We start from the raw sequence: 25,177 nt of genomic DNA on the forward strand, positions 1-25,177 counted from the left end.
CCTGGGACCTCTGTCGGGTCCCGGACGTCTCAGAGGGTCTCGAGCAGGCGGTCCACGCGCTCGTCGACGCTGCGGAACGGGTCCTTGCAGAGCACCGTGCGCTGCGCCTGGTCGTTGAGCTTGAGGTGCACCCAGTCCACGGTGTAGTCGCGGCGCGCCTCCTGGGCCTTGCGCACGAAGTCCCCGCGCAGCTTGGCGCGCGTGGTCTGCGGCGGGACCGCCGTCGCCTCGAACACGTCGAGGTCGTCCACGACCCGCTCGACCATGCCGCGGGCCGCGAGCAGGTTGTACAGGCCGTGCGTGCGCGAGATGTCGTGGTACGCGAGGTCGAGACGCGCGATGCGCGGGTCGTCGAGCGTGAGCCCGTGCTTGGCCTGGTAGCGCTCGAGGATCCGCAGCTTGATGACCCAGTCGAGCTCGCGCTCGACGAGCGAGAGGTCGCCGCTGCGCAGCGCGCGCAGCCCCCGCTCCCACAGCTCGAGCGTCTGCTTGATGACGGGCGTGAGCTCGACCGAGGACGCGACGTGGTCCTGGACGCGCGCGAGGAACTCCTCCTGGATCTCCACCGCCGTCGCCGTCCGCCCGTTCGCCAGCTGCACGGGCTTGGTGCCGGTCACGTCGTGGCTGATCTCGCGGATCGCGCGCATGGGGTTCTCGAGCGCGATCTCGCGCATCGGGAGGCCCGCCTCGACGAGCCGGAGCACGAGGTCGGTCGCGCCCACCTTGAGCAGCGTCGTCGTCTCGGACATCGACGAGTCGCCGACGATGACGTGCAGGCGCCGGTACGACTCGGCGTCGGCGTGCGGCTCGTCGCGCGTGTTGATGATCGGCCGCGACCGCGTGGTCGCGCTCGAGACGGACTCCCAGATGTGGTCGGCGCGCTGCGACAGCGTGTACTGCGCGCCGCGCGACGTCGGCAGGACCTTGCCGGCGCCCGTGAGGACCTGCCGCGTGATGAGGAACGGGACGAGGACGTCCGCGAGCCGGCCGAAGTCTCCCTGGCGGCGCACGAGGTAGTTCTCGTGGCAGCCGTAGGAGTTGCCGGCCGAGTCGGTGTTGTTCTTGAACAGGTGGATCGTGCCCGGCACGCCCTCGTGCTCGAGGCGCTGCTGGGCGTCGACGACGAGGCCCTCGAGGATCCGCTCGCCGCCGCGGTCGTGCGCGACGAGCTGGCGCACGTCGTCGCACTCCGCCGTCGCGTACTCGGGGTGCGAGCCGACGTCGAGGTACAGCCGCGAGCCGTTGCGCAGGAAGACGTTCGACGAGCGGCCCCAGGCCACGACCTTGCGGAACAGGTACCGCGCGACCTCGTCCGCCGAGAGACCGCGCCCGGACTCGACGGCGCAGGTGACGCCGTACTCCGTCTCGAGCCCGAAGATCCGGCGGTCCACGTCAGGCCCGCTCGTCCGTGCCGTGCTCGCCGGTCGGACGGCCGTCGTGCGCGGCGTCGGTCTCGAGTCCCGTCGTCGACGGCTCCCCGGGCGTGGGCCGCTGCGTGAGCTCGTGCGCGGCGTCGTCGCCCGGCCCGGATCCCTCGGCGGCGCCGGCCCGCCCGTCCCCGCCCGCTGCCCGTCCGAGGAGCTCGGCGAGCAGCGGCGCGTGCAGCCGCCGGAACGCGCGCCGCGGGCGTGTCCGGTCGAGCACCGCGACCTCGAGCTGCTGCGGCGCGAGGGTCCGGTCCTCGCCGTCGGCGACCGTGCCCAGCACGCGGACCGCGAGCCCGACCACCTCGGCGAGGTCCATGCCCGGTCGCCAGCTCTCCTCGACGGCGCGCGACAGGCTCTCGGCCTGCCCGCCCATGACCACGTGCCCGTGCTCGTCCGCGACGGACCCGTCGTAGCTGAGCCGGTAGATCTGGTCCGTGTCGGGCGAGCGGCCGACCTCGGCCACGACGAGCTCGACCTCGAGCGGCTTGGACTCGGTCGTGAAGACCGTGCCGAGCGTCTGGGCGTAGGCGTTGGCGAGGCCCCGCGCGTTGACGTCGGTGCGGTCGTAGGAGTAGCCGCGCAGGTCGGCGTACCGGACGCCCGCCACGCGCAGGTTCTCGAACTCGTTGTACTTGCCGACCGCGGCGAACGCGATCCGGTCGTAGATCTCGGAGATCTTGTGCAGCGCGCGCGACGGGTTCTCGGTCGCGAACGCGATCCCGTCGTCGTACTGGAGGACGACGACCGACCGGCCGCGCGCGATGCCCTTGCGCGCGTAGTCGGCCCGGTCCTTCATCAGCTGCTCGGGCGAGACGTAGAACGGCATGCTCATCGGGCTGCTCCCCCGTGGTCCTCGGCGCGGCGCAGACCCTCGATCTGGGTCACGACGTCGGACAGCGCGTGGTCGTCGACCCGCTGGTAGCCCGCGGCGCTCACGACCGCGACGACGGGCCAGATGCGGCGCGTCGCGTCGGGGCCGCCCGTGGCGGAGTCGTCGTCGGCGGCGTCGACGAGCGCGTGCACGGCCGTGCGGACGGCGTCGCCCGCGTTCATGCCGGGCCACCACAGCTTCTTGAGCGAGCCGCGCGCGAACGTCGAGCCCGAGCCGACGGCGTGGAACTCCGTCTCCTCGTAGCGCCCGCCCGTGACGTCGAACGAGAAGATGCGGCCGCGGTCCCGCTGCAGGTCGAACCCGCCGAAGAGCGGGACGACCGCGAGACCCTGCATCGCGAGGCCGAGGCTGCCCCGGACCATGGTCGCGAGGCGGTTGGCCTTGCCGTCGAGCGACAGCAGCGTGCCCTCGATCTTCTCGTAGTGCTCGAGCTCGAGCTGGAACAGCCGGACGAGCTCGAGCGCGAGGCCGGCCGTGCCGGCGATGCCGATCGCGGAGTACTCGTCCGCGGGGAAGACCTTCTCGATGTGCCGCGAGGCGATCATCGAGCCGGCGGTCGCCCGGCGGTCACCCGCCATGACGATGCCGCCGTCGTACGTCAGGGCGACGATCGTCGTCGCGTGCGGTGCCTGCGGCACCTCACCTGAGGGCAGCGTGCGCCCGTGCGGGAGCAGCGACGGGTCGTGCGAGGCGAGGAAGTCGAGGAACGAGGACGTGCCGGGCGTCGTGAAGGACCGCGGGAGGCGGCCGGTGAGGTCCTGGCTCATCGAGGGTCACTGACCGCCCTTCTGCACGAACCCGCGCACGAAGGACTCCGCGTTGGACTCCAGCACCTCGTCGATCTCCTCGAGCAGCGCGTCGACCTCGGCGTCGCGGGCCTGGGCGGCCGGGGCGGCGGGCGCCGGCTCCGGGAGGTCCGCGGGCTCCTCGTCGCGACGGTCGTGCCGCTGCTGGTCCTGACCGGCCATGGTGACCTCCCGGTGCTGCGTCGTGCGAGCGGCCGCTGCCGGCCGCTGCGGGCAAGGTCGCCGCGCTCCTCGATCCTAGGCGGGAGTGATCGACGGGGGCAGGTCGTCCCACCGCGTGTCCGCCCACAGCGCACCGCCCGCCCGCACGGCGGCGGGCGCGGTGGCGGGCGCCGCGGGTCGCCCGGCGGTCGACGCCCCGTCGCCTCAGGGGCCCGCGAGCCGCTCGACGAGCTCGCCGGCGTCCGCGCAGCCGTCGAGCAGCGCGGCCACGTGCGCGGCCGTGCCCCGGTGCGGGTCGCGCAGCGGGATGCGGCGCAGGCTCGGCAGCGCCGGCACGTCGAGCACGACGGAGTCCCACGACGCGGCGCGGACCTGGTCCCCGAAGCGGCGCACGACCGTCCCGCGGAAGTAGGCGCGCGTGTCCCGCGGCGGGTCCGTCACCGCCGCCTCGGCGTCGCCCTCGGGCACGAGCCGCTCGACCGCGCCCGCGGCGAGCAGCCGGTGGTACAGGCCGCGCTCCGGACGCACGTCCGACCACTGGATGTCCATCGCGGCGAGACGCGGGTGGTCCCAGGCCAGGCGGTCGCGCGAGCGCATGCCCTCGAGGAGACGCAGCTTGGCGACCCACTCGACCTCGCGGGCGCACAGCGCCGGGTCCCGGGCGAGCCGGTCCAGGACCGATCCCCACCGGTCGAGCACGGCCGCCGTCGCCTCATCGGGCTCGTCGCCCGAGGCGCCCAGGGCCGCCCGGACGGCGTCGAGGTAGGCGCGCTGGACCTCGAGCGCGGTCAGGCGCCGGCCGTCGGCGAGCTCGAGGCGCCGGCTCAGCGTGAGGTCGCGGCTCACCTCCTGCACGGCGCCCACGGGGTCGCTCAGGCGCAGCCCGACCAGGGCGTCGACGAGGTCGGCGTGCGCCTCGGCGTGCTCCGCGAGCCAGAGCACGAGCGACGTCGTGCCGAGGCGCAGGTAGGTCGCGACCTCGAGCAGCGTCGCGTCGCCGATGATGAGGTGGAGCCGCCGCCAGCGCGTCCGGTCGGCGTGCGGCTCGTCGCGCGTGTTGACGATGGGCCGCCGCAGCGTCGTCTCGAGGCCCACCTCGGCCTCGATGTAGTCCGCGCGCTGCGAGAGCTGGAAGCCCGCCTGCTGCCCGGCCTGGCCGAGCCCGACGCGCCCGGCGCCCGTGAACACCTGCCGCGTGACCAGGAAGGGCGTGAGCAGCGCCACGAGGTCCTCGAACGGCACCGACCGGTCCACGAGGTAGTTCTCGTGCGTCCCGTAGGACGCGCCCTTCCCGTCGACGTTGTTCTTGTACAGGACGACGTCGGGCATCGCCGGGTTGGCCGTGAGCAGCCGGACCGCGCGGAGCATGACGTGCTCGCCGGCCTTGTCCCAGCGCACCGCGTCGAGCGGCGTGGTGACCTCGGGCGAGGAGTACTCGGGGTGCGCGTGGTCCACGTAGAGGCGCGCGCCGTTGGTGAGGATCGTCGTGGCGGCGCCCGGGTCCTCGTACTCCTCGACCGCGGGGCGGTCGACGGCGGCGGCGTCCAGGCCGCCCTCGGCCGGGCGGTCGCCCGTGCCGTCGTCGCCCGCGGCGCCCGGGGCTCGCGACGCGGGACCCGCCGGGGCGGCGTGGTCCGGGTCGTCCGTGAGCAGCGACGGGTGCGCGGCGGCGCGCTGGAGCCGGAAGCCGCGCGCGTCGGCGAGCGGGTCCTCGTCCGCGTAGTCCCAGCGGGCGCGCGGGCCGTGGCCGTCCCGCGTCGCCCACGTGGCGTACGCGGCCACGACGTGGCTCGAGAGCAGCATCGGGTTGGCGAGGGGCCGGCCCGGCTGGACGACGCCGTACTCGGTCTCGACCCCCATGACCCGACGCACGCTCACCCGGTCAGGGTAGTGGCCGGGCCCCACCGCTCCGGCGCCGGGTCAGAGGTACTGGCCGGTCGGGGTGAGCGTCTCGATGGTGCGGCCGCTCTCCTTGCCGCTCTTGCCCTGGACGATCGTGCGGATGAAGACGATGCGCTCGCCCTTCTTGCCGGAGATCCGCGCCCAGTCGTCCGGGTTGGTCGTGTTCGGCAGGTCCTCGTTCTCCTTGAACTCGTCGACGCACGCCGTGAGCAGGTGCTCGACGCGGATGCCGCGCGTGCCGGTGGCGAGGAAGTCCTTGATCGCGGCCTTCTTCGCGCGGTCGACGACGTTCTGGATCATCGCTCCCGAGCTGAAGTCCTTGAAGAACAGGACCTCCTTGTCGCCCGAGGCGTAGGTGACCTCGAGGAACTCGTTCTCGGGCGACTCGGCGTACATGCGCTCCACCGCCGACTGGATCATCGCGTCGACCGTCGCGCGGGTGTCCCCCGCGTGCTCGGCCAGGTCGTCGGGGTGCAGCGGCAGGCCGCCGGTGAGGTACTTGGCGAAGATCTCGCGCGCCGCCTCGGCGTCGGGACGCTCGATCTTGATCTTCACGTCGAGGCGGCCGGGGCGCAGGATCGCGGGGTCGATCATGTCCTCGCGGTTCGAGGCGCCGATGACGATGACGTTGTCCAGCCGCTCGACGCCGTCGATCTCGCTGAGCAGCTGCGGCACGATCGTCGTCTCGACGTCGCTCGAGACGCCCGTGCCGCGCGTGCGGAACAGCGACTCCATCTCGTCGAAGAAGACGACGACGGGGTTGCCCTGCGACGCCTTCTCGCGGGCCCGGGCGAAGATCAGGCGGATGTGCCGCTCCGTCTCGCCCACGTACTTGTTGAGGAGCTCGGGACCCTTGACGTTGAGGAAGTAGCTCTTCGCGGGCGTGCCGTCGGTGCTGCGGCCGCGCGTGTCGGCGAGCGAGCGCGCGACGGCCTTGGCGATGAGCGTCTTGCCGCACCCGGGCGGGCCGTACAGCAGCACGCCCTTGGGCGGGCGCAGGCCGTGCTCGCGGAACAGGTCGGGGTGCAGGAACGGCAGCTCGACGGCGTCGCGGATCTGCTCGATCTGCGGTCCCAGACCGCCGATGTCGGCGTAGTCGATGTCGGGGACCTCCTCGAGCACGAGCTCCTCGACCTCGGAGCGCGGGATCCGCTCGAACACGAAGCCCGTGCGCGTCTCGACCGTGAGCGCGTCGCCGACCCGCACCGTGTCCTCGAGCAGCTGCCCGGCCAGGCGCACGACGCGCTCCTCGTCGGCCCGCCCGACGACGAGCGCGCGGTCCTGACCCAGCAGCTCCTTGACCGTGACGATCTCGCCCACGGCCTCGTAGCGCCCCGCCTCGACGACGGTGAGTGCCTCGTTGAGCTTGACCTCCTGGCCGGGGCGCAGGGCGGCGACGTCGACCGACGGTGACGTCTGGACCTGCATCTTGCGCCCCGAGGAGATGATCTCCACCGAGCCGTCCTCCCGTGCCGCGAGGAATGTCGCGAACGTGGCGGGCGGCTTGCCGAGGTCCTCGAGCTGCTGCTGGAGCTCGACGATCCGGTCGCGGGCCTGCCGCAGGGCGTCCGCCAGGCGCTCGTTCTTCGCCGCGAGCAGCGCCGCCTGCCGCGCGTCCGGCGCGTGGGGTGCCGACGACGACGCGTGGAACGGCGACGCCGAGCGCGCCGGGGCGTCCTGGGCGGTGCGTTCGGGGAGGGCACCGCCGACCGGCGTCGCGTCGTGACGGCCCGCGGCCGCCTCGTCCGTGCTGTGCCGCGCGGGCGCGCGGTCCGGTCCGTCGGTCATGGTGCCTCCCGCAGGCGCTCGGCGTGCTCCTCCGACCCTAGGCCGAGGTCGCCGCGCCGCGCAGGGACGTCCAGCCCGTGTCGCTCAGGGCGAACACGGCGCTGCGCCGTCGGCGCTCAGCCCTCGCGGTCCGCGTCGTCGGGGCCGGCCGCGCCCCGGCCCGCGTCGGAGCCGGCGTCCGGCAGCGGGGCCGCGCCGAGGTCGCGGCGCACGCGCCGCACCTTCTTGTCCGAGATGGCGCGCTCGCCCAGGTCCTCGGGCGTCCACTCCTCCTCCTGCGCGGCGTAGCCCTTCGACGGGCGCCGCCGGCGCACCGGCGCGGCGATCCCGCCCGCCATGCGCCGCGTGGTGAGCAGGAACCCGGTGTGCCCGACCATCCGGTGCTCGGGGCGCACGGCGAGGCCCTCGAGGTGCCAGCCGCGCACCATCGACTCCCACGCCTGCGGCTCGGTGAAGCGGCCGTCGTCGCGCAGGTCCTCGGCGAGGCGCGAGAGCTGCGTGGTCGTCGCGACGTAGGCCACGAGCACCCCGCCGGGAGCCAGCGCGTCGGCGACCGCGTCGACGTTCTCCCAGGGCGCGAGCATGTCGAGCACCACGCGGTCCACGCTCCCCGCGGGCGCCGTGCGCGGCAGGACGTCGCTGAGGTCGCCGACCGTGAGCGACCACGCCGGGTGCGGTGCCCCGAAGAAGCCCTCCACGTTGGCCCGCGCGATCGCCGCGAAGTCCTCGCGCCGCTCGATCGAGTGCAGACGGCCGCTGTCGCCGACCGCGCGCAGCAGCGACATGGTCAGCGCGCCGGAACCGACGCCCGCCTCGACGACGGTCGCGCCGGGGTAGATGTCGGCCATGGCGACGACCTGCCCCGCGTCCTTGGGGTAGACGACGGCGGCGCCGCGCGGCATCGACAGGACGTAGTCGGACAGCAGCGGGCGCAGCGCGAGGTACTCGACCCCGCCCGTCGAGGTGACGACCGATCCCTCGGGCGCGCCGATGAGCGCGTCGTGGCGGAAGTACCCCTTGTGGGTGTGGAAGGTGGCGTCCGGCGCGAGCGTGATCGTGTGCAGCCGGCCGCGCGGGTCGGTGAGCTGGACCCGGTCCCCGACCCGGAGCGGCCCGCGCCGCACGTCGGCGCCCGTGGGCCGCGCGGGGACGCCCTGCTCGGACTGCTGGGCCTGCTCGGACGCGTCGGACTGCTCGGGCTCGGTCACGGTGCGTGAGTCTAGGCGCCGGGCGGCGGCGGGCCGGCCGGGCCCGTCGGGGCGTCCGGCCGGAGAGCGGCGACGACGTCGCGCGCGTGCAGCAGGCCGAGCACCGCGCCGTCCTCGACGAGCACGAGCACCGGCGACGCCGCCGCGCCCTCGGCGACCGCGCGGAGCGCGTCGGCGCCCGCGAGGCGCGCGTCGACCACGCACCCCGCCGGCAGCGCGCGGGCGACCGCCCCGAGCGGCGTCGTGGCGCGCAGCGACGCCGGGACGCGCCCGGCCGCCGCGCGGTCGACGACGGCGACCGGCTCCCAGCCCGCGTCGAGCAGCACGACGTCGACGTCGTCGCCCAGCGCGTCGAGGTCGGCGAGCGCGTCGTCGGCCGGCACGCCCACCGCGGGCACGGCGAGCCGTCGCAGGTCGAGCGCCGCGACGCGCCGCGCGGACCGGCCCGCGCGCAGCGACGCCCCGGCGGCCGTCCAGAGGAACGCCGCGCCGATGGCGGCCCAGACGACGACGACGAGGTCCGGCCGCGCCCCCGCGAGGAGCGGGCGCACGACGAGGACGAGCGGCACGAGGACCGCGAGCACCCGCCCGCCCCACGCGCTCGCGACCGTCCCCCGCACCCGGTCCCCCGTCGCGCCCCAGACCGCGGCCGCGAGCACCTTGCCGCCGTCGAGCGGCGCGGCCGGCAGGAGGTTCATCGCCCCGGTCGCGCCGTTGACCACGGCGACGGCGAGCAGCGACCACCGCGCGATCCCGCCCGGCGCCGCGGCTGCCGCGGCCGCCCACGCGAGGCCGCCGAGCACGAGGCTCACGGCGGGTCCGGCGAGCGCGACGAGCGCCGTCGTGCCGGGGCGCAGCGCACGCTCGTCGAGCGCCACGCGCGCTCCCCATGCGGTGATCGTCACGCGCTCGACGGCGACGCCCGCGCGGCGCGCCACGACCGCGTGCGCGATCTCGTGCGCGAGCACGGACCCGACGACGGCGACGCCGACGAGGGACGCCGCGAGCAGCAGTGCGCCGAGCGGCGCGAGCACCTGCCCGGCGAGCAGTCGCAGCACGACGAGCACCACGACGACGAGGGTCGCGCCCGCCCAGGGGCTCACGACGAGCGGGGCGCCCGCGACCCGGCCGAGCGGGCGCGCCGGACCGCCCGGGCGCGGGCTCGTCGCGGGCGTGCGGTCGGCGGGATCCACACGCGCACCCTAGGCGGCCGCGTCGCCGGCAGCCGCCCGCGGGTCGCACCGGCGGTCGTGTCGGGGGCACGACGTACCCTGCTCGCGTGCTGACCGACCCGGCCCTCGACGTCCCCCTCGAGCTCGCCCCCGACGACGCCCCCGACGGCCCGCCCCGGGCGGGCGACGCGGAGCCCCGCAGGCGGCGGCCCGGGCTGTCGCCCTCACGCGCCAACGACTACATGCAGTGCCCTCTGCTCTTCCGGTTCCGCGTCGTCGACCGGCTGCCCGAGCCCCCGAGCGCGGCCGCGGTCCGCGGGACGCTCGTCCACGCCGTGCTCGAGCGGCTGTTCGACGCCCCCGCGGGCCGCCGCACGCTCGACGCGGCGCGTGCCCTCCTGCCCGGGACGTGGGCCGCGGTCGTCGCCGACGCGCCGGAGTGCGCGGCGGTGCTGCCGGACCCGACGGACACGGCGGCGTGGTTCGACGAGGCGGGCGCGCTGCTCGAGCGCTACTTCACGCTCGAGGACCCGAACCGCCTCCAGCCGGCCGAGCGCGAGCTCGCGGTGTCGACCGAGCTCGAGGACGGCTTCGAGCTCCGCGGCATCATCGACCGCCTCGACGTCGCACCGAACGGCGCGATCCGGGTCGTCGACTACAAGACGGGCCGCTCGCCCAGGCCCGGCTTCGAGGGCGGCGCGCTCTTCCAGATGCGCTTCTACGCCCTCGTCCTGTCCCGCCTGCGGGGCACGGTGCCCGCGATGCTCCAGCTCGTCTACCTCGGCGACGGCACGCTGCTGCGGCACGTGCCGAGCGCCGCCGAGCTCGAGACCACCGAGCGGCGCATCCGGTCCGTGTGGGCGGGCATCCGCTCGTCGGCCGAGAGCGGCACGTGGGCACCGCGGCCGGGTCCGCTGTGCGGGTGGTGCAGCCACCAGGCGCTGTGCCCCTCGTTCGGCGGCACCCCGCCCGAGATCCCGGCCGGTGCGGTCGAGGTCGCGCTGGGCATCCGCCCCCCGGCCTGAGCCGACGGTCTCCCCGCGGCTCCCGGGTCTCGGTCGCCCGGTCCGCGCCCGCCTCAGGCGGCGGGCGCCTCGAGCAGGTCGAGGACGTCGCCGCGGACGATCGCGCGGAGCTCGTCGAGGCCGACGCCGGCGAGCGTGCCGGCACGGCTGAGGCCGGGCTGCGCCTCCACGGGTGCGATGTGCTGGACACCGAGCGTCCGCGCGCCGGCGGCGAGCGCCGACGCGATGCCCGGAGGCGAGTCCTCGATCGCGACGCAGCGGGCGACGTCGACGCCGAGCAGCTCGGCGGCGCGGAGGTACGGCTCAGGGTGCGGCTTGCCGTGCGTCACCTCGTCCCCGGTGACGACGACGTCGAACGTCCCGGGCGGCCCCTGGGTGAGGACGGCCTCGGCGAACTCGCGGTACGACATCGTCACGAGCGCGCACGGCACGCCGGCGTCGCGCAGCGCGGCGAGCAGCTCGAGCGCGCCGGGCTGCCAGGCGAGGTGCCGCCCGACCGCGTCGACCACCGACGCGACGAGCCGCTCCCCGATGACGTCGACGGGCAGGTCCACGCCGTGCGCCTGGAGGATCGCGGCCGCCGGCAGCAGCGGCATCCCGATCATCTGGAGCGCGTCCTCGTGCGTCCAGACGCCGCCGAACTCCTCGACGAGCGACGCCTCGGCGGCCATCCAGGCCGGCTCGGTGTCCACGAGCGTGCCGTCCATGTCCCACAGCACGGCTGCCGGGAGGTCGGTCCCGGGGGCCGGGTCGACGGGACGGTCGGGCGCGAGCGGGAGGGAGGTCTCGGGGAGGGGCACCTGACCCATCCTACGTCCGCGCCGGGGACGGCCCCGGGGCGCCGGGCGAGCCGGGGAGGCGTCCGTCGCCGGGACCTCCGGGCACTTCCGCCGGGTCGCGGCTGGGTGTTCAGTGGCCTCAGAGGGGCCGACCGAGGAGCGCCCATGAGCACCACCGACCCACGCCCGCCCGCCCTCGTCGTCACCCGACGGACCGTCCTCAAGGCCGCGGGCACCGGGCTGGGGCTGTACTTCGTCACGACCGTCGGGGGCCGCGCCGTCGCGATGGAGGCGGCCGCCGGGGGCGCTGCCGCGACCCTGCTCGACGCCGCCTCGGTCCCCCAGTTCGTCTCCCCGCTCCTCGTGCCGCCGGTCATGCCCCGTGCCGGGACCGCCGTCGTGCGCGGTGGCAAGAACGCCGACCTCTACGAGGTCTCGGTGCGCCAGGTCGTCCAGCAGGTGCTGCCTCCGCCGCTGCCCGCGACGACCGTGTGGGCGTACGGCCCCCGGTCCGCCGCGCGACGGCGGGCCACCCTGCTGCACCACGCGCCGAGCCTGACCATCGAGGCCGACTGGCGGCGCCCGGTGCGCGTGCGCTGGGTCAACGAGCTCGTGGACGACGCCGGGCGGTGGCTCCCCCACCTCCTGCCCGTCGACCCCACGCTGCACTGGGCGAACCCGCCCGGCGGCGACGCGGGGCGCGACAGCCGTCCGACGTTCGACGCGGTGCCGGGCCCCTACCGCGGCCCCGTCCCGCTGGTCACGCACGTGCACGGGGCGGCGGGCGTCGGGGACGAGAGCGACGGCTACCCCGAGGCCTGGTACCTCCCGGCCGCTTCCGACCTGCCGCCGGGCCACGCCACGACCGGCACCTGGTACGCGTTCTTCCGGGCGCGCGCGGCGGAACGGTCGGGCACGCCGTGGGCCCCGGGGTCGGCCACGGCCGAGTACCCGAACGACCACCGGGCGTCGACCCTCTGGTACCACGACCACACCCTCGGCATGACGCGCCTCAACGTGTACGCCGGCCCCGCGGGCTTCTACCTGGTGCGGGGCGGCCCCGAGGGCGACGACGCCGTGCTCGACTCCCGGACGGGTGGGCGCGCCGTCCTGCCCGGTCCCGCACCCCGGGCGTCGGACGCGGGCCCGCGGGACTACCGGGAGATCCCGCTCGCGATCCAGGACCGCACCTTCACGACCGACGGTGCGCTGTTCTACCCCGACTCGCGCGCGTACTTCGACGGCACGGTGGGCCCCTACGTCCCGGAGGGCGACGTGCCGCCCATCTGGAACCCCGAGTTCTTCGGGTCGGCGCTCATGGTCAACGGCCGCACGTGGCCGTACCTCGACGTCGAGCAGCGTCGCCACCGCTTCCGGCTGCTCAACGGCTGCACGTCCCGGTTCCTCGTCCTGGACTTCACCGCGATCCCGGGCGTCGACGTGTGGCAGATCGGGTCCGAGGGCGGGTTCCTCGCGGCCCCGGTGCACGTCACGGGTGCGCTGGGGGGCGCCTCCTGCTGGGGCCGGCCGAGCGCGCCGACGTCGTCGTCGACCTCACGGCCGTCCCCGAGGGCTCGTGGGTGCTGCGCAACGTCGGGCCCGACGAGCCGTTCGGCGGCGGCGAGCCCGACGAGGACTTCGACGTCGCCGACCCGGCGACCACGGGCAGGGTCCTGCAGCTGCGCGTGCGGGCGTCGGCGTCCCCGGACGACACGACGCCGCCACGCTTCCTCGTCCTGCCCGTCGTCGCGCCGCTCGTGCCCACCGTCACGCGCCGGCTCGCGCTCGTCGAGGAGATGTCGACCGCGCCCGCGCTCGCGGACGACCCGCCGCCCGTCGCGGCGATGCTCGGGAGCCTGGACGCGGCCGGCCGCTGGACCACCGTGCCGTGGGAGGCGCCCGTGACGGAGTCGCCCGCCGTCGGCAGCACCGAGCTGTGGGAGATCCACAACACGACCGCCGACGCGCACCCGATCCACGTCCACGAGGTCCAGTTCCAGGTGGTCGACCGCGAACCCGTCGCCGTCGACGAGGCGGCACGCACCGTGCGGGCCGTGGGCGGCGCGCGCCCGCCCGAGCCCGGGGAGCGCGGGTGGAAGGACACCGTCGTGGCGTACCCGGGAGAGGTGACGCGCATCCGCATGCGCTTCGACCGGGCCGGCCAGTACGTCTGGCACTGCCACGTCGTCGAGCACGAGGACAACGAGATGATGCGACCGCTGCGCGTCGGCCCGAGGCAGCCCGGGCAGCCCGACGCCTGAGCCCCGTGCGGGTCCATGCGGTCGGTGCCCGGCGTCGCGGGGGGCGGGCGTGCCGCGCCGTCCGCTCCCGGGCACGCCCGCACCGACGGCCTAGGCTGCACCCATGAGCGACGCCCTGCCCGTCTCCGGACCCCTGCGCGGCCCCGTGATGCTGGCCGCCTTCGAGGGCTGGAACGACGCGGGGAGCGCCGCGACCCAGGCGCTCGTCCACCTGCACGAGGTGTGGGGGGCCGAGCAGGTCGACGAGCTGGACCCCGAGGAGTACCACGACTTCCAGGTGAACCGGCCGACGATCGCCCTGGGCGAGGACGGCCGCCGCGAGATCACCTGGCCGACGACGTCGATCGCCGTCGCCGCCCGCCCCACGTCGCGCGACGACGTCGTCCTCGTGCACGGCATCGAGCCGTCGATGCGCTGGCGCCGCTACAGCGCCGAGCTGCTCGACGTCGCCGAGCGCCTCGGGGTCACCACGGTCGTGACGCTCGGCGCGCTGCTCGCCGACGTGCCGCACACGCGCCCGATCCCCGTGACCGCGACGTCGGACGACCGCGCGCTGCAGGACCGGCTGGGCCTCGACGCGAACACCTACGAGGGGCCCACGGGCATCGTGGGCGTGCTCCAGCACGAGGCGCAGCGCCGCGGACTCAGCGCGCTCTCGGTGTGGGGCGCGGTCCCGCACTACGTGGCCCACCCGCCGTCGCCCAAGGCGACGCTCGCCCTGCTCGTGCGCCTCGAGGAGCTGCTCGGCGAGCCGGTGCCGCTGGGGGACCTCGCGGAGGACGCCGAGGCCTGGCAGCACGGCGTCGACGAGCTCGCCGCGGAGGACGCGGAGATCGCCGAGTACGTCGCGCAGCTCGAGGAGGCCAAGGACACCGCCGAGCTGCCCGAGGCCACCGGCGAGGCGATCGCGCGCGAGTTCGAGCGCTACCTGCGCCGCCGGGACCGCGGTCCGGGGTCGGGCGGCGGCGGGGCCTGACGGGCCCCGGCCCGCCGGCCGACGCGGTCGGCCGGGCGCCGCGCCCCCTCGGGCCGCCGCTCCTCGAGCCGGATGCCTAGAGCCGGATGCCGAGCAGCGCGTCGAGCGCGCGGGCGACCACGCCCGGCGCGCCCTCGACGTCCCCGCCGACGCTCGACGACGCGTCGGCCCAGGTGTCCATCGCCCGCAGCGCGGCGGGCGCGTCGAGGTCGGCGGCCAGCGCGGCACGGATGGCGGCCACGGTGCTGTCCGGGTCGGGGCCGCCGTTGCCGGAGACGGCGTCGCGCCAGCGCGCGAGGCGCGCCTGCGCCTCGGCGAGCACGTCGTCGTGCCAGGTCCAGTCCTCGCGGTAGTGGTGCGCGAGGACGGCGAGGCGCACGGCCATGGGGTCGACCCCCTGCCGGCGCAGCTCGGAGACGAGCACGAGGTTGCCGAGCGACTTGCTCATCTTCTCGCCGCCGAGGCCCACCATGCCCGTGTGCATGTGGACGCGCGCACCCGCGCCCCCGAGGGCCCGCGCGTGCGCGGTGCTCATCTCGTGGTGCGGGAAGACGAGGTCGCGCCCGCCGCCCTGGACGTCGAACGACGTCCCGAGCGCCTGCTCGGCGATGACCGTGCACTCGATGTGCCAGCCCGGCCGGCCGTCGCCGAGCACGCCGCCCGGCCACGAGGGCTCGCCCGGACGCTCCCGGCGCCACAGCGCCGGGTCGAGCGGGTCGCGCTTGCCCGGGCGGTCGGGGTCGCCCCCCCGCTCGGCGAAGAGCGCGACCGTCTCGTCGTGGTCGAGGCCCGCGACGGAGCCGAAGTGCGGGTCCGCCTGGATGTCCGCGTACACGTCGCCGAGGTCGGGGCGGTCGCCGCCCGCCCCCTCCTCGAGGGGCACGCGGTACGCGAGGCCCGCGTCCAGCAGGCTCGCGACCGTCGTCGCGATCGTCGGGATGGTCTCGACCGCCCCGAGGTAGGTGTGCGGGGCGAGGACGCCGAGCGTCGTCATGTCCTCGGCGAAGAGCGCCGTCTGGTCCGCCGCGAGCTGCTCCCAGTCGACGCCGGTCGCCGCGGCGCGCTCGAGCAGCGGGTCGTCGACGTCGGTGACGTTCGAGGCGTAGTGCACCTCGAGGCCGGCGTCGAGCCACGCGCGGTGCAGCAGGTCGAAGGCGATGTACGTGGCAGCGTGGCCGAGGTGCGTCGCGTCGTACGGCGTGATGCCGCACACGTAGAGGGTCGCGCTCGGCCCCTCGGCGGCGGTCACCAGGGTGCCCGTCGCGCTGTCGAGGACCTTCACCTCGCCACCGCGGCCAGGGATGCTCGGGACATGCGGCGAGGGCCAGGTACGCACGTGCGCAGCCTAAGCCAGTCGTGGGACGTCCACCGACGCGTCCGGGACCCCGGCTCCGCGCGGCCGCCCGTCAGACGGCCGCGTCGCTCACGGGCTCGAGGGCGCCGACCCAGATCAGCAGCACGACGACGACCGCGAGCGCCAGCCGGTAGACGACGAACGGCTGATAGCTGTAGCCCGAGACGATCTTGAGGAAGGCGATGATGACGAGGTAGCCGACGGCGAACGCCACGACCGTCGCGAGGACGATGAGCCCGAGCGACGGCGTCCCGGCCGAGCCGAAGTCGTCCAGGCTCGTCACGAGCTGCTGCAGGCCGGAGCCGAGCACGGCGGGGATGGCCAGCAGGAACGAGTACCGCGCCGCGGCCTCGCGCGTGTAGCCGAGGAGGAGCCCGGCGGTGATCGTCCCGCCCGACCGCGACACCCCCGGGACCAGCGCCATCGCCTGCGCGAGGCCGAAGAGCACCGCGTCGCGCCCGGTGAGCTGGTCGAGCGTGCGCGTCTTGGCGCCGACGCGGTCCGCCCAGCCGAGCGCGACCGCGAACACGGCGAGCGTCACGGCCACGAGGTAAAGGTTGCGGAACGGTCCCGTGATCGAGTCCTCGAAGGCGAGGCCGAGGACCACGATGGGCACCGACCCGAGCGCGATCCACCACGCCATCCGCGCGTCCGGGTCGCCCGCGCCGAGCCGCTCGCGCCGGCCGGTGCCGTGCGCCCCGGTCAGGGCGCGCCACCAGGCGACGCAGATCCGCGCGATGTCGCGCCGGAAGTAGAGCAGCACGGCCGCCTCGGTCCCGATCTGGGTCACCGCGGTGAAGGCCGCCCCGGGGTCGCCACCGCCGGGGAGCAGCTCCCCGACGATGCGCAGGTGCGCACTCGAGGAGACCGGGAGGAACTCGGTGAGTCCCTGGACCAGGCCGAGGACGACCGCTTCCCACCATGTCACGTGCGGCAACGTTACCGTCGCCCGGACCGGTAGCGTGCACGGCCATGGAGGAGCGACTGCTGGGCCGGACGGGCCTTCGGGTGTCCGCGATCGGCCTGGGCACGCTCACGTGGGCGCGGGACACGGACGAGCAGGAGGCCGCGGAGCAGCTGCGCGACTTCGTCGACGCGGGCGGGACGCTCCTCGACACGGCGGCGTCCTACGCCGACGGCGGCGCCGAGGAGCTCATCGGCTCGCTGCTCGGCACCGTCGTGAGCCGCGACGACGTCGTGCTGTGCACGAAGGGCGGCGTGCGGCGGACGGCTGACGGCGGCGTGGTCGACGCGTCGCGCGGCGCGCTCCTCGCCTCGCTCGACGCGTCGCTCGCCCGGCTCGGCACCGACCACGTGGACGTGTTCCTCGTCCAGTCGCCCGACCCGCGCACGCCGCTCGCCGAGACGGCCGCGGCGCTGCGGCACGCCGTCGACAGCGGCCGCGCCCGGTACGCGGGACTCTCCAACCACGCGGGCTGGCAGACGGCCCGCGTCGCGACGCTCCTCGAGCACGAGGCGCCCCTCGCGGCCGTCGAGGTCGAGTACTCCCTCCTGCAGCGCGGCGTCGAGCGCGAGGTGCTGCCTGCGGCGTCGGCCCTGGGCCTGGGCGTGCTCGCCTGGTCACCGCTGGGGCGCGGCGTGCTCACCGGCAAGTACCGGCGCACGGTGCCCGCCGACTCGCGCGCCGCGTCGGCGCACCTCGCGGGCTTCGTCGCGCCGTACCTCGGGGCGCCGTCGGCGCGCGTGCTCGACGCGCTGCTCACGGCCGCGGACGGCCTCGAGCGGTCCGCCCTGGAGCTCGCGCTGGCGTGGGTGCTGTCCCGACCGGGCGTGGCGTCGGCGCTGGTCGGCGCGCGCACCGCCGCGCAGCTCCGCACGGCCCTCGACGCCGACACCCGCCTGCCGTCCGCCATCGGGGAGGCGCTCGACGAGGTCAGCGTCCCCGCGACGGGCTACCCCGAGGCGCGCTGACGCCGGCCCGCGCGGGCGCCGCTCAGCGGTCGGCGCCGTCCAGCTCCGTGCCGTCGAGCAGGTCGTCCTCGAGGTCGTCGAGGTCGTCCTCGTCCACCTCGTCGTCGTCCTCGTCGGCCTCGTCGTCGTCGGCGTCGTCGTCGTCCGCCTCGTCGTCCGCCAGGTAGAAGGGCAGCGTCTCGCCGTGCACGCGCAGCAGCGCGTTGTCGTAGACCTCGAAGGCGTCCGCGAGGACGTCGTACGCGTCGTCGACCACCGGGTCGTCGTCGCCCCGCCGGGTGCTCACGGCGTGGAAGTGGGCCTCCAGTGCGGCGAGCAGGCGGTCGAGCGCGGCGCGCGGGTCGTCGGTCATGCCACCGACCGTAGCGCCGCAGCGTGCACAATGGCACGTGATCCGCGCGAGCCGGTGGAGGTACGAGCGTTGAGTCCGAGCACGGTGCCGGTCCGCGACGGCTGGCACGCCCAGGGTGGGCAGTACGAGTACCGCGTCCTCACGATCCCCCGCTCGACGAGCCGCGGCGACGCGCGCCGGCTCCTCACGGAGCAGGCGGAGTACGGCCGCTGGGAGCTCGCGCGCACGAGCCTCTACGCGGGCGGCGAGCGCAAGGTGTGGCTGCGCCGCAAGATCATCCGCGTCCGCAGCACGCTCTGACGCCGCGCGGCCGTCGGCCGCGCCCGCCGCCCCGGCTCAGCAGGTGGCCAGCAGGCGGTCGAGGACGCGCGTGCCGAAGCGGAGCGACTCGACCGGCACGCGCTCGTCGACGCCGTGGAACATCGCCGAGAAGTCGAGCGACGCGGGCAGGCGCAGCGGCGCGAACCCGTAGCCCGTGATCCCGAGCCGGGCGAGCGACTTGTTGTCCGTGCCGCCCGAGAGCGTGTAGGGCAGCACCGTGGCGCCCGGGTCCTCGGCGTGCAGCGCCGCGACCATGGCGTCGACGAGGCCGCCGCTGAAGGGCACCTCGAGCGCGATGTCGCGGTGCACGTCCTCGACCCGCACCCGGGGGCCGGCGAGCTCGGCGATCGTCGCGCGCGCCTCGTCCTCGTGACCGGGCAGGAAGCGCGTGTCGAGCACGGCCTCGGCCGAGCCCGGGATGACGTTGGCCTTGTAGCCCGCGCTGAGCTGCGTGGGGTTGGCGGTGTTCCGCACGGTCGCGCCGACGAAGCGCGCGGCGGGTCCGAGCGCGTCCACGAGGCGGGCGACGGCGTCGGGGTCCTCGAGGTCGAGCGGCAGCCCCGTGAGGTCCGCGACGCCCGTCAGGAGCGCGCGCACGGTCGGCGTGATCTGCAGCGGCCACGCGTAGGTGCCGATGCGCGCGACCGCGGCGGCGAGCTCCGTCACCGCGTTCTCGTGGTTCACCTGCGAGCCGTGCCCCGCTCGGCCCTCGGCGACGAGCCGCAGCCAGCCGATGCCCTTCTCGGCCGTCTGCAGCAGGTAGGCGCGCGACCCGCCGACGTCGACGGAGAAGCCGCCGACCTCGCTGATCGCCTCCGTCGCGCCCTCGAAGAGCTCGGGCCGGTGGTCGACGGCGTAGCGCGCGCCGAAGCGGCCGCCCGCCTCCTCGTCGGCGAAGAACGCCACGACGACGTCGCGCGCCGGACGCCGGCCCTCGCGCGCCATCTGGCGCACGACCGCCAGGATCATCGCGTCCATGTCCTTCATGTCGACCGCGCCGCGGCCCCACAGCAGGCCGTCGCGCTCCTCGCCGCCGAAGGGGTCGACGGTCCAGTCGTCCGCGGCCGCGGGGACGACGTCGGTGTGGCCGTGCAGCACGAGGGCGCCGCGCGAGGGGTCGGTGCCCTCGAGCCGCACGACGACGTTCGCCCGGCCCGGCGCGGACTCGAACAGCTCGGGCTCGAGGCCGACCTCCGTCAGGGCGCCCAGGACGTACTCCGCGGCCGCGCGCTCCCCCGGGCCGCTGCCGTCGCCGTAGTTGGACGTGTCGATCCGGAGCAGGTCCTGGCAGAGCCGGGCGACCTCGTCCTCGGCGGCGGGGTGGCCCGCGGGTGCGGCGGCGGTGAGCGTGGGTCGGGCGTCGGCCGAGGTCATGCCCGCCACGCTACCCGCCGCCGCGCGCGCTCAGGACAGCCCGCGGCGGGCCAGCAGCGGGGCGATCTCGGGGTCGCGCCCGCGCAGCTCGCGGAAGGTGTCCATGACGTCGAGCGAGCCGCCGCGCGCGAGCAGCACCCGCCGGAACCGGTCGCCGTTCTCGCGGCGCAGACCGCCGTTCTCCTCGAACCACGTCACGGTGTCCGCGTCGAGCACCTCGGACCAGATGTAGGAGTAGTACGCCGCGGCGTAGCCGCCGCCGAAGACGTGGTTGAAGTACGTCGTCCGGTAGCGCGGCGGCACCGCCGGCACGGCGATGCCGGCCGCCTCGAGCGCGCGGGCCTCGAACCCCTCCACCTCGTCGACGTCGGTCGGGACGTCCTCGGGCGCCAGGGTGTGCCACGCCTGGTCGAGCAGCGCCGCCGCGAGGTACTCGGTCGTCGAGAAGCCCTCGTTGTACTGGCGCGACGCGAGCATCGTCCCGACCCACTCCTGCGGCATCGCCTCGCCCGTGCGGTGGTGCACCGCGTAGCGCCGCAGGATCGACGGCTCCCACGCCCACATCTCGTTCACCTGCGACGGGTACTCGACGAAGTCGCGCGGCACCTCGGTGCCCGACTGGCTCGGCAGCCGCACGTCCGAGAACAGGCCGTGCAGCGCGTGCCCGAACTCGTGGAAGAGCGTGATGACCTCGTCCCACGTGAGCAGGGTCGGCTCGCCCGCGGGGGGCTTCGGGATGTTGAGGTTGTTGACGACGACGGGCCGGTGGCCGAGCAGCGCGCTCTGGTCGACGAGGTTGTTCATCCACGCCCCGCCGCGCTTCGACTCGCGCGTGTACCAGTCGGCGAGGAACAGGCCCAGCTCGCTGCCGTCCGCGTCGACCACCTCGAACACCTGGACGTCCGGGTGGTAGCCGACGAGGTCCGGGCGCGGCGCGAAGCGCAGGCCGTAGAGCTCGCCGGCCGCGGCGAAGACGCCGTCGTGCACGACGCGCTCGAGCTCGAGGTAGGGGCGCAGGACGGCGTCGTCCAGGCGGTACCGCTCTTGACGGACCCGCTCGGCGTAGTAGGGCCAGTCCCACGCCTCGAGGGTCGCGGCCGGGTCGCCGACGTCGGCGCGCAGGGCGGCCTCGAGGTCCGCGGCCTCGCGCGCAGCGTTCGCGGCGGCGGCGGGCGCGAGGCGCCCGAGCATGCCCGCGACCGCCTCGGTCGTCCGGGCGGTGCCGTCCTCCGCGACGTAGGCGGCATGGTGCTCGTAGCCGAGCAGCCGCGCGCGCTCCGCGCGGAGCCGGGCGAGCTCGAGGAGGGTCGCGCGCGTGTCGTGCTCGCCGCCCCGGCCGCCCCGCCCGACCGACGCCTCGTGGACGCGCTGCCGGACGTCCCGGCGCCGCAGCGTCGCCAGCACGGGCTGCTGGCTGTAGAGCATGAGCTCGACGAGGTACCCGCTCTCGTGCCCGCGGTCGGCCGCGGCCTGCCGGGCGGCCGCGACGGCGTCGTCCGGCATGCCCTCGAGGTCGGCGGCGTCCTCGAGCAGGACCGCGCTCGCGTTCGTCTCGGCGAGGAGCTCGCGGCCGAACCCGGTCTCGAGCGTCGTGATCCGCGCGTTGAGCGCGCGCAGGCGGACCTGGACCTCCTCGGGCTGGGCCGCGCCCGCCCGCACGACGTCGCGCCGCAGCTCGGCGAGCAGCCAGGCGGCGTCGGGCGCCAGCTCGACCTCGCCGGCCTCGACCCGCCCGTGCAGCTGCTCGAGCCGCTCGTAGAGGCGGCGGTCCAGGTAGATCGCGTCGTGGTGCTCCGACAGGCGCGGCGCGACCTGCTCCTCGATGGCGTCGAGCTCGGGCGTCGTGTCGGCGCTCGTCCGGTTGAAGAAGACCGTCGCGACGCGGTGGAGCAGCCGTCCCGACCGCTCGAGCCCGAGCAGCAGGCCCTCGTCGGGCGCGTCGGTCGACGCGAGGAGGGCCTCGACCTCGGCGCGCTCCTGCGCCATGCCCGCCTCGAAGGCGGGCAGGTAGTGCTCGTCGCGGATCCGCGCGAAGTCCGGCAGCGCGTACGGCAGCGTCGAGTCCTGGGCGAAGGGGTTGGTCGGGTCGAGGTCCGCCACGGTGGCGTGGGTGGTGTCGGTCATCGGGCCATCCTCTCAACGCACGCGCGGCCGGTCGCGCAGGAGCTGCGCGAGCGTGGGCACCCAGGTCGCCCCGCGCGGGCGCGCCCGACGACTCAGGCGAGCACCGACGCCGCGCTGCCCACGGGCAGCCCGTGCGCCTCGGCGACGCCGGGCTGCAGCAGCGCGCCGTCGTGCGTCGTCAGGCCGGCGGCGAGCGACGGGTCGTGCGCGACCGCGTCGCGCCAGCCGCGGCGGGCGAGCTCGAGCACGTACGGGAGCGTCACCGCCGTGAGCGCGTGCGTCGCGGTCACGGGGACGGCGCCCGGCATGTTGGCGACGCAGTAGAACGTCGAGCCGTGCACGCGGAACGTCGGCTCGGCGTGCGTCGTCGGGCGCGTGTCCTCGAAGCAGCCGCCCTGGTCGACCGCGATGTCGACGAGCACCGAGCCCTCGCGCATGCGCGCAACCGTGGCGTTGGTGACCAGCGTGGGGGCGCGGCGGCCGGGCACGAGGACGGCGCCGATGACGAGGTCCGCCGCGAGGACGGCCTCCTCGACCGCGAGCGGGCTCGACGCGATCGTCCGCACGCGCCCGCCGTAGGCGGCGTCGAGCTCGCGCAGGCGTGGCAGGTTGACGTCGAGCACGGTGACGTCCGCGCGCAGCCCCACCGCAATGTCCGCGGCGTGCCGTCCGGCGACGCCGCCGCCGATGACGACCACGCTCGCGGGCGCCACGCCCGGCACGCCGCCGGGCAGCAGCCCGCGGCCACCCTGACTGCGCATGAGGTGGTAGGCGCCGACCTGGGTCGAGAGCCGGCCCGCGACCTCGCTCATGGGGGCGAGCAGCGGGAGCGAGCCGTCCGCGGCCTGGACCGTCTCGTAGGCGATCGCGGTGGTGCCGGCCGCGAGGAGCGCGTCGGTGCACGCGCGGCTCGCCGCGAGGTGCAGGTAGGTGAAGAGGACCTGGTCGCGGCGCAGGAAGCCGTGCTCCTGCTCGACCGGCTCCTTGACCTTGCACACGAGCTCGGCGGCCCACGCGTCGGCCGCCTCGGGCACGATCCGCCCGCCGGCCGCCACGTACGCGTCGTCGGGGATGTTGGACCCGCGGCCCGCACCGGCCTGGACGAGGACCTCGTGGCCCTCGGCCGCGAGCGCGTGCACGCCGGCCGGGGTCAGGGCGACCCGGTACTCGTGGTTCTTGACCTCGCTGGGCACACCGACCTGCACCGTCATCCCACGCCCTTCGTCGGGTCCGATGGTGCGAGAATCGCACGTCGCGGGCCATCGCGACAGTCCCCCTCGCCCGTCCGGCAGACCAGGACCCACGGATTTCGTCGTCGCGCGGCGTCTTGCCCTCGGAATCGCGCCCCCGCGCGGGACGCGGCCGCCTCCTGCGTGGTCGACTGGCGCGATGACGACGCCGCCTGCCCGCCACGTCAAGCGCCGTGCCGACGCGCCCGCGGGGTTCTTCGCCTGCGAGGCGGCCGGCCTGCGCTGGCTCGCCGAGGCGCGCGGGGCCGCCGTCGTCCGGGTGCTCGACGTCGCCGACGACGCGCTCGTGCTCGAGCGGCTCGAGGCGGTCGCGCCCACGGCCGCCGCGGCGCGCGCCCTCGGTGCGGGCCTCGCCCGGACGCACGACGCCGGTGCGCCCGCGTTCGGCGCCCCGCCGCCCGGCTGGCCGCGCGACGGGTTCTTCGGACCGCTCGACGCGCCGCTCCCGATGTTCTCGGGCCACCACGAGCGCTGGGGCCCGGCGCTCGCCGACCTGCGGCTGGACCCGCTCCGCGAGCACCTGCGCGAGCGCGGCGCGGGCACGCCCGCGATCGACGCCGCCCTCGACCGCGTGGCCGACGCGCTGCGCGACGGCGCGTGGGACGACGACGACTCCCCCGCCCGGCTCCACGGCGACCTGTGGTCCGGCAACGTGATGTGGACCGCCGCGGGCGCGGTGCTCGTCGACCCGGCGGCCCACGGCGGCCACCGGCTCGCCGACCTCGCGATGCTGCACCTCTTCGGCCTGCCGCACCTCGACGACGTCGTCGCGGGGTACGTGGCGGTGCACCCCCTGCCCGACGGGTGGCGGTCGCTGCTCGGCCTGCACCAGCTCTACCCGGTCGGCGTCCACGCCGTGCTCTTCGGCGGCGGCTACGTCGGGCAGCTCGAGCGGCTCGCGGCGCGGTACGCCGACGGCCGCCGGCGCTGAGCGTCGGCGGCCGTCGGGCCCGCGGACCGGTCGGTCAGGCGCGGGTCGCCGCGGCGACCGCGGCGGGCCGGCGGCCCGGGCGCAGCTCGCGCAGGCGGCGGAGGTCCGCCACCGACGGGAGCCAGGCGACGCCCGGCGCCGTGCTCGGGTTCGAGCCGTAGACGAGGAGGGTGAGGAACACGCCGTACACCGGCAGGTGGCCGACGACCTCCGTCGTGCCGAAGAGGAGGAGGGTCGCGTTGAACGGCACCATCGCGACGAGCACGGCCACCTGGGGCATGGCGCCCGAGATGACGAGCAGGCCGAAGAGCAGCTCGACGGCACCGGCGACGGCGATGAACGTGTCGACCGGCACCTCGATGCCGACGAGAGCGAACACGTCGAGCTGCGGGTACGCCTCGAGGGTGTTGCGGGCGAGCTCGGGGTTGGTGAACTTCTCGCTGAACGCGAGCGTGATGAGCGCCGTGCCCACGAGGACGCGCAGGGCGAGCAGCGCGACGCGCAGCCGCTCCGGGCTGGGCTCGACGCGGCCGAACGTCGCGTCCGACGGCGGCACGACGGCGAGGAAGAGCGCGATGCCGAGCAGGCCGGCCGTCTCCAGCAGGGCCACGGGCCCTGCGGTGAGGAGGGCCGGCGGGCCGAGGAGCACGACCCCGAGCGCGGCGGCGCGCAGGCGGATGCCCGTGATGAGCCAGATGCCGATGACGGCCTGGACGACGCCGGCGACGTAGCGGCCCGGCACGTCGTCGAGGGGCAGCGACGGCGTGAGGAACGCGCCCGTCACCGAGAAGACGAGGAGCGAGATGCCGAGGTGGATCGCGAGCAGGCGCGGGACGTACGGCGCGAGCCGGCCGAGCGGGCGCAGCACCCCGAGCTCGGGCCGCGGCAGGCGGGTCGCGACCAGGCGCCAGACGACGGTCACGACGGCCATGAGCAGCGCGAGACCGAGCGGGAGCGCGGAGAAGAAGAAGCCCCAGTCGCCGCCGTCGGTGTTCTCGGTGAACCAGCGCTCGTGCGCCGAGGCGGGCACGGCGCCCGCGACGACGACGGCACCCGTGAGGGCTGCGGTCGCGACGAGCCGCGTCCGGCGGCGGGCGGGGGCGAGGAGGTGCGTCATGGTGGTCCCAGGGTCGGCGCGGGT

General features: G+C 75.6%; 23 protein-coding genes. 7 read left to right on the forward strand and 16 right to left on the reverse strand.

Translation table 11 applies throughout. The annotated features are described in order from the left end of the window. Positions 1 to 29: 29 nt before the first annotated feature. The 8 genes from pafA to JIG38_RS20855 form a co-directional block, all read right to left on the reverse strand. Positions 30 to 1,391 (reverse strand): Pup--protein ligase, encoded by a 1,362-nt coding sequence (gene pafA, locus JIG38_RS02010; protein ID WP_199421794.1) that lies wholly within the window; start codon positions 1,389 to 1,391, stop codon positions 30 to 32. 1 nt (position 1,392) lies between these two features. After that, the gene (gene prcA / locus JIG38_RS02015; protein WP_199421795.1) at positions 1,393 to 2,259 is read right to left on the reverse strand and encodes a proteasome subunit alpha; all 867 of its coding nucleotides are present in this window, start codon (positions 2,257 to 2,259) and stop codon (positions 1,393 to 1,395) included. Beyond that, positions 2,256 to 3,086, reverse strand: coding sequence for a proteasome subunit beta (gene prcB / locus JIG38_RS02020; RefSeq protein ID WP_199421796.1), 831 nt, complete (start codon positions 3,084 to 3,086; stop codon positions 2,256 to 2,258). The genes prcA and prcB overlap by 4 nt, the downstream gene beginning before the upstream one ends. A gap of 6 nt (positions 3,087 to 3,092) precedes the next feature. After that, a complete protein-coding gene (locus JIG38_RS02025) occupies positions 3,093 to 3,287 on the reverse strand; it encodes a ubiquitin-like protein Pup (protein ID WP_199421797.1) in 195 nt (64 codons plus the stop codon). Positions 3,288 to 3,491: 204 nt separating this feature from the next. Further along, positions 3,492 to 5,165, reverse strand: coding sequence for a depupylase/deamidase Dop (gene dop / locus JIG38_RS02030; protein ID WP_307844453.1), 1,674 nt, complete (start codon positions 5,163 to 5,165; stop codon positions 3,492 to 3,494). Between the two features lie 42 nt (positions 5,166 to 5,207). Further along, the gene (arc, locus tag JIG38_RS02035) at positions 5,208 to 6,977 is read right to left on the reverse strand and encodes a proteasome ATPase (protein WP_199421798.1); all 1,770 of its coding nucleotides are present in this window, start codon (positions 6,975 to 6,977) and stop codon (positions 5,208 to 5,210) included. Between the two features lie 116 nt (positions 6,978 to 7,093). After that, on the reverse strand, positions 7,094 to 8,185 hold the full coding sequence (locus JIG38_RS02040; RefSeq protein WP_372419682.1) for a tRNA (adenine-N1)-methyltransferase: 1,092 nt from the start codon (positions 8,183 to 8,185) through the stop codon (positions 7,094 to 7,096). A gap of 11 nt (positions 8,186 to 8,196) precedes the next feature. Beyond that, positions 8,197 to 9,378, reverse strand: coding sequence for a site-2 protease family protein (locus tag JIG38_RS20855; RefSeq protein WP_199421799.1), 1,182 nt, complete (start codon positions 9,376 to 9,378; stop codon positions 8,197 to 8,199). Positions 9,379 to 9,464: 86 nt separating this feature from the next. Between JIG38_RS20855 and JIG38_RS02050 the strand changes: the two genes are divergently transcribed. After that, the gene (locus tag JIG38_RS02050) at positions 9,465 to 10,382 is read left to right on the forward strand and encodes a RecB family exonuclease (RefSeq protein ID WP_372419683.1); all 918 of its coding nucleotides are present in this window, start codon (positions 9,465 to 9,467) and stop codon (positions 10,380 to 10,382) included. A 53-nt stretch (positions 10,383 to 10,435) separates the two neighbouring features. On the opposite strand, the gene JIG38_RS02055 is transcribed toward JIG38_RS02050, so the two are convergent. Further along, complete coding sequence (locus JIG38_RS02055; RefSeq protein ID WP_199421800.1) at positions 10,436 to 11,191, reverse strand: HAD family hydrolase; 756 nt, start codon at positions 11,189 to 11,191, stop codon at positions 10,436 to 10,438. A 135-nt stretch (positions 11,192 to 11,326) separates the two neighbouring features. On the opposite strand from JIG38_RS02055, the gene JIG38_RS02060 reads away from it, so the two are divergent. The 3 genes from JIG38_RS02060 to JIG38_RS02065 all read left to right on the forward strand — a co-directional run bounded on the left by JIG38_RS02060 (position 11,327) and on the right by JIG38_RS02065 (position 14,398). Continuing rightward, positions 11,327 to 13,066, forward strand: a complete 1,740-nt coding sequence (locus tag JIG38_RS02060) for a cupredoxin domain-containing protein (RefSeq protein ID WP_233404141.1) — start codon at positions 11,327 to 11,329, stop codon at positions 13,064 to 13,066. After that, a complete protein-coding gene (locus JIG38_RS19870) occupies positions 13,063 to 13,422 on the forward strand; it encodes a multicopper oxidase domain-containing protein (protein ID WP_307844458.1) in 360 nt (119 codons plus the stop codon). The genes JIG38_RS02060 and JIG38_RS19870 overlap by 4 nt, the downstream gene beginning before the upstream one ends. 103 nt (positions 13,423 to 13,525) lie before the next feature. Then, positions 13,526 to 14,398, forward strand: coding sequence for a PAC2 family protein (locus JIG38_RS02065; RefSeq protein WP_199421801.1), 873 nt, complete (start codon positions 13,526 to 13,528; stop codon positions 14,396 to 14,398). Between the two features lie 76 nt (positions 14,399 to 14,474). On the opposite strand, the gene mshC is transcribed toward JIG38_RS02065, so the two are convergent. Continuing rightward, the gene (mshC, locus tag JIG38_RS02070; protein WP_199421802.1) at positions 14,475 to 15,734 is read right to left on the reverse strand and encodes a cysteine--1-D-myo-inosityl 2-amino-2-deoxy-alpha-D-glucopyranoside ligase; all 1,260 of its coding nucleotides are present in this window, start codon (positions 15,732 to 15,734) and stop codon (positions 14,475 to 14,477) included. A gap of 70 nt (positions 15,735 to 15,804) precedes the next feature. After that, positions 15,805 to 16,680: an undecaprenyl-diphosphate phosphatase gene (locus JIG38_RS02075; RefSeq protein ID WP_199421803.1), complete on the reverse strand. Its 876-nt coding sequence runs from the start codon at positions 16,678 to 16,680 to the stop codon at positions 15,805 to 15,807. Positions 16,681 to 16,724: 44 nt separating this feature from the next. On the opposite strand from JIG38_RS02075, the gene JIG38_RS02080 reads away from it, so the two are divergent. Beyond that, positions 16,725 to 17,684: an aldo/keto reductase gene (locus JIG38_RS02080; protein WP_199421804.1), complete on the forward strand. Its 960-nt coding sequence runs from the start codon at positions 16,725 to 16,727 to the stop codon at positions 17,682 to 17,684. 22 nt (positions 17,685 to 17,706) lie between these two features. On the opposite strand, the gene JIG38_RS02085 is transcribed toward JIG38_RS02080, so the two are convergent. Beyond that, positions 17,707 to 18,036 (reverse strand): primosomal protein, encoded by a 330-nt coding sequence (locus tag JIG38_RS02085; protein ID WP_199421805.1) that lies wholly within the window; start codon positions 18,034 to 18,036, stop codon positions 17,707 to 17,709. Between the two features lie 69 nt (positions 18,037 to 18,105). On the opposite strand from JIG38_RS02085, the gene JIG38_RS02090 reads away from it, so the two are divergent. Next, entirely contained in the window at positions 18,106 to 18,336 is a 231-nt protein-coding gene (locus JIG38_RS02090; protein ID WP_233404147.1) for a DUF5703 family protein, read from the forward strand. Positions 18,337 to 18,372: 36 nt separating this feature from the next. On the opposite strand, the gene JIG38_RS02095 is transcribed toward JIG38_RS02090, so the two are convergent. The 3 genes from JIG38_RS02095 to ald all read right to left on the reverse strand — a co-directional run bounded on the left by JIG38_RS02095 (position 18,373) and on the right by ald (position 23,060). Then, on the reverse strand, positions 18,373 to 19,731 hold the full coding sequence (locus JIG38_RS02095; RefSeq protein WP_199421806.1) for a M20/M25/M40 family metallo-hydrolase: 1,359 nt from the start codon (positions 19,729 to 19,731) through the stop codon (positions 18,373 to 18,375). A gap of 30 nt (positions 19,732 to 19,761) precedes the next feature. Then, positions 19,762 to 21,855, reverse strand: a complete 2,094-nt coding sequence (locus JIG38_RS02100; protein ID WP_199421807.1) for a M3 family metallopeptidase — start codon at positions 21,853 to 21,855, stop codon at positions 19,762 to 19,764. A gap of 92 nt (positions 21,856 to 21,947) precedes the next feature. Beyond that, the gene (gene ald, locus JIG38_RS02105; RefSeq protein WP_199421921.1) at positions 21,948 to 23,060 is read right to left on the reverse strand and encodes an alanine dehydrogenase; all 1,113 of its coding nucleotides are present in this window, start codon (positions 23,058 to 23,060) and stop codon (positions 21,948 to 21,950) included. 184 nt (positions 23,061 to 23,244) lie between these two features. Here ald and JIG38_RS02110 point away from each other — a divergent pair, with 184 nt between their 5' ends. Continuing rightward, positions 23,245 to 24,036, forward strand: a complete 792-nt coding sequence (locus JIG38_RS02110; protein WP_199421808.1) for a fructosamine kinase family protein — start codon at positions 23,245 to 23,247, stop codon at positions 24,034 to 24,036. A 34-nt stretch (positions 24,037 to 24,070) separates the two neighbouring features. On the opposite strand, the gene JIG38_RS02115 is transcribed toward JIG38_RS02110, so the two are convergent. Then, the gene (locus tag JIG38_RS02115) at positions 24,071 to 25,153 is read right to left on the reverse strand and encodes a hypothetical protein (RefSeq protein ID WP_199421809.1); all 1,083 of its coding nucleotides are present in this window, start codon (positions 25,151 to 25,153) and stop codon (positions 24,071 to 24,073) included. Between the last annotated feature and the right edge of the window lie 24 nt (positions 25,154 to 25,177).

The sequence above is a fragment of the Actinotalea solisilvae genome (genome assembly GCF_016464425.1).
Lineage (GTDB): Bacteria > Actinomycetota > Actinomycetes > Actinomycetales > Cellulomonadaceae > Actinotalea > Actinotalea solisilvae.

Bases quoted from the DNA above. Each gene is read 5' to 3' on its own strand.
- prcB (WP_199421796.1), bottom strand. From the start codon at position 3,086: ATGAGCCAGGACCTCACCGGCCGCCTCCCGCGGTCCTTCACGACGCCC.
- JIG38_RS02080 (WP_199421804.1), top strand. From the start codon at position 16,725: ATGGAGGAGCGACTGCTGGGCCGGACGGGCCTTCGGGTGTCCGCGATC.
- JIG38_RS02085 (WP_199421805.1), bottom strand. From the start codon at position 18,036: ATGACCGACGACCCGCGCGCCGCGCTCGACCGCCTGCTCGCCGCACTG.
- JIG38_RS02055 (WP_199421800.1), bottom strand. From the start codon at position 11,191: ATGGGTCAGGTGCCCCTCCCCGAGACCTCCCTCCCGCTCGCGCCCGAC.
- arc (WP_199421798.1), bottom strand. From the start codon at position 6,977: ATGACCGACGGACCGGACCGCGCGCCCGCGCGGCACAGCACGGACGAG.
- JIG38_RS02115 (WP_199421809.1), bottom strand. From the start codon at position 25,153: ATGACGCACCTCCTCGCCCCCGCCCGCCGCCGGACGCGGCTCGTCGCG.
- JIG38_RS02100 (WP_199421807.1), bottom strand. From the start codon at position 21,855: ATGACCGACACCACCCACGCCACCGTGGCGGACCTCGACCCGACCAAC.
- JIG38_RS02025 (WP_199421797.1), bottom strand. From the start codon at position 3,287: ATGGCCGGTCAGGACCAGCAGCGGCACGACCGTCGCGACGAGGAGCCC.
- JIG38_RS02060 (WP_233404141.1), top strand. From the start codon at position 11,327: ATGAGCACCACCGACCCACGCCCGCCCGCCCTCGTCGTCACCCGACGG.
- JIG38_RS02110 (WP_199421808.1), top strand. From the start codon at position 23,245: ATGACGACGCCGCCTGCCCGCCACGTCAAGCGCCGTGCCGACGCGCCC.
- JIG38_RS02065 (WP_199421801.1), top strand. From the start codon at position 13,526: ATGAGCGACGCCCTGCCCGTCTCCGGACCCCTGCGCGGCCCCGTGATG.
- JIG38_RS02095 (WP_199421806.1), bottom strand. From the start codon at position 19,731: ATGACCTCGGCCGACGCCCGACCCACGCTCACCGCCGCCGCACCCGCG.
- prcA (WP_199421795.1), bottom strand. From the start codon at position 2,259: ATGAGCATGCCGTTCTACGTCTCGCCCGAGCAGCTGATGAAGGACCGG.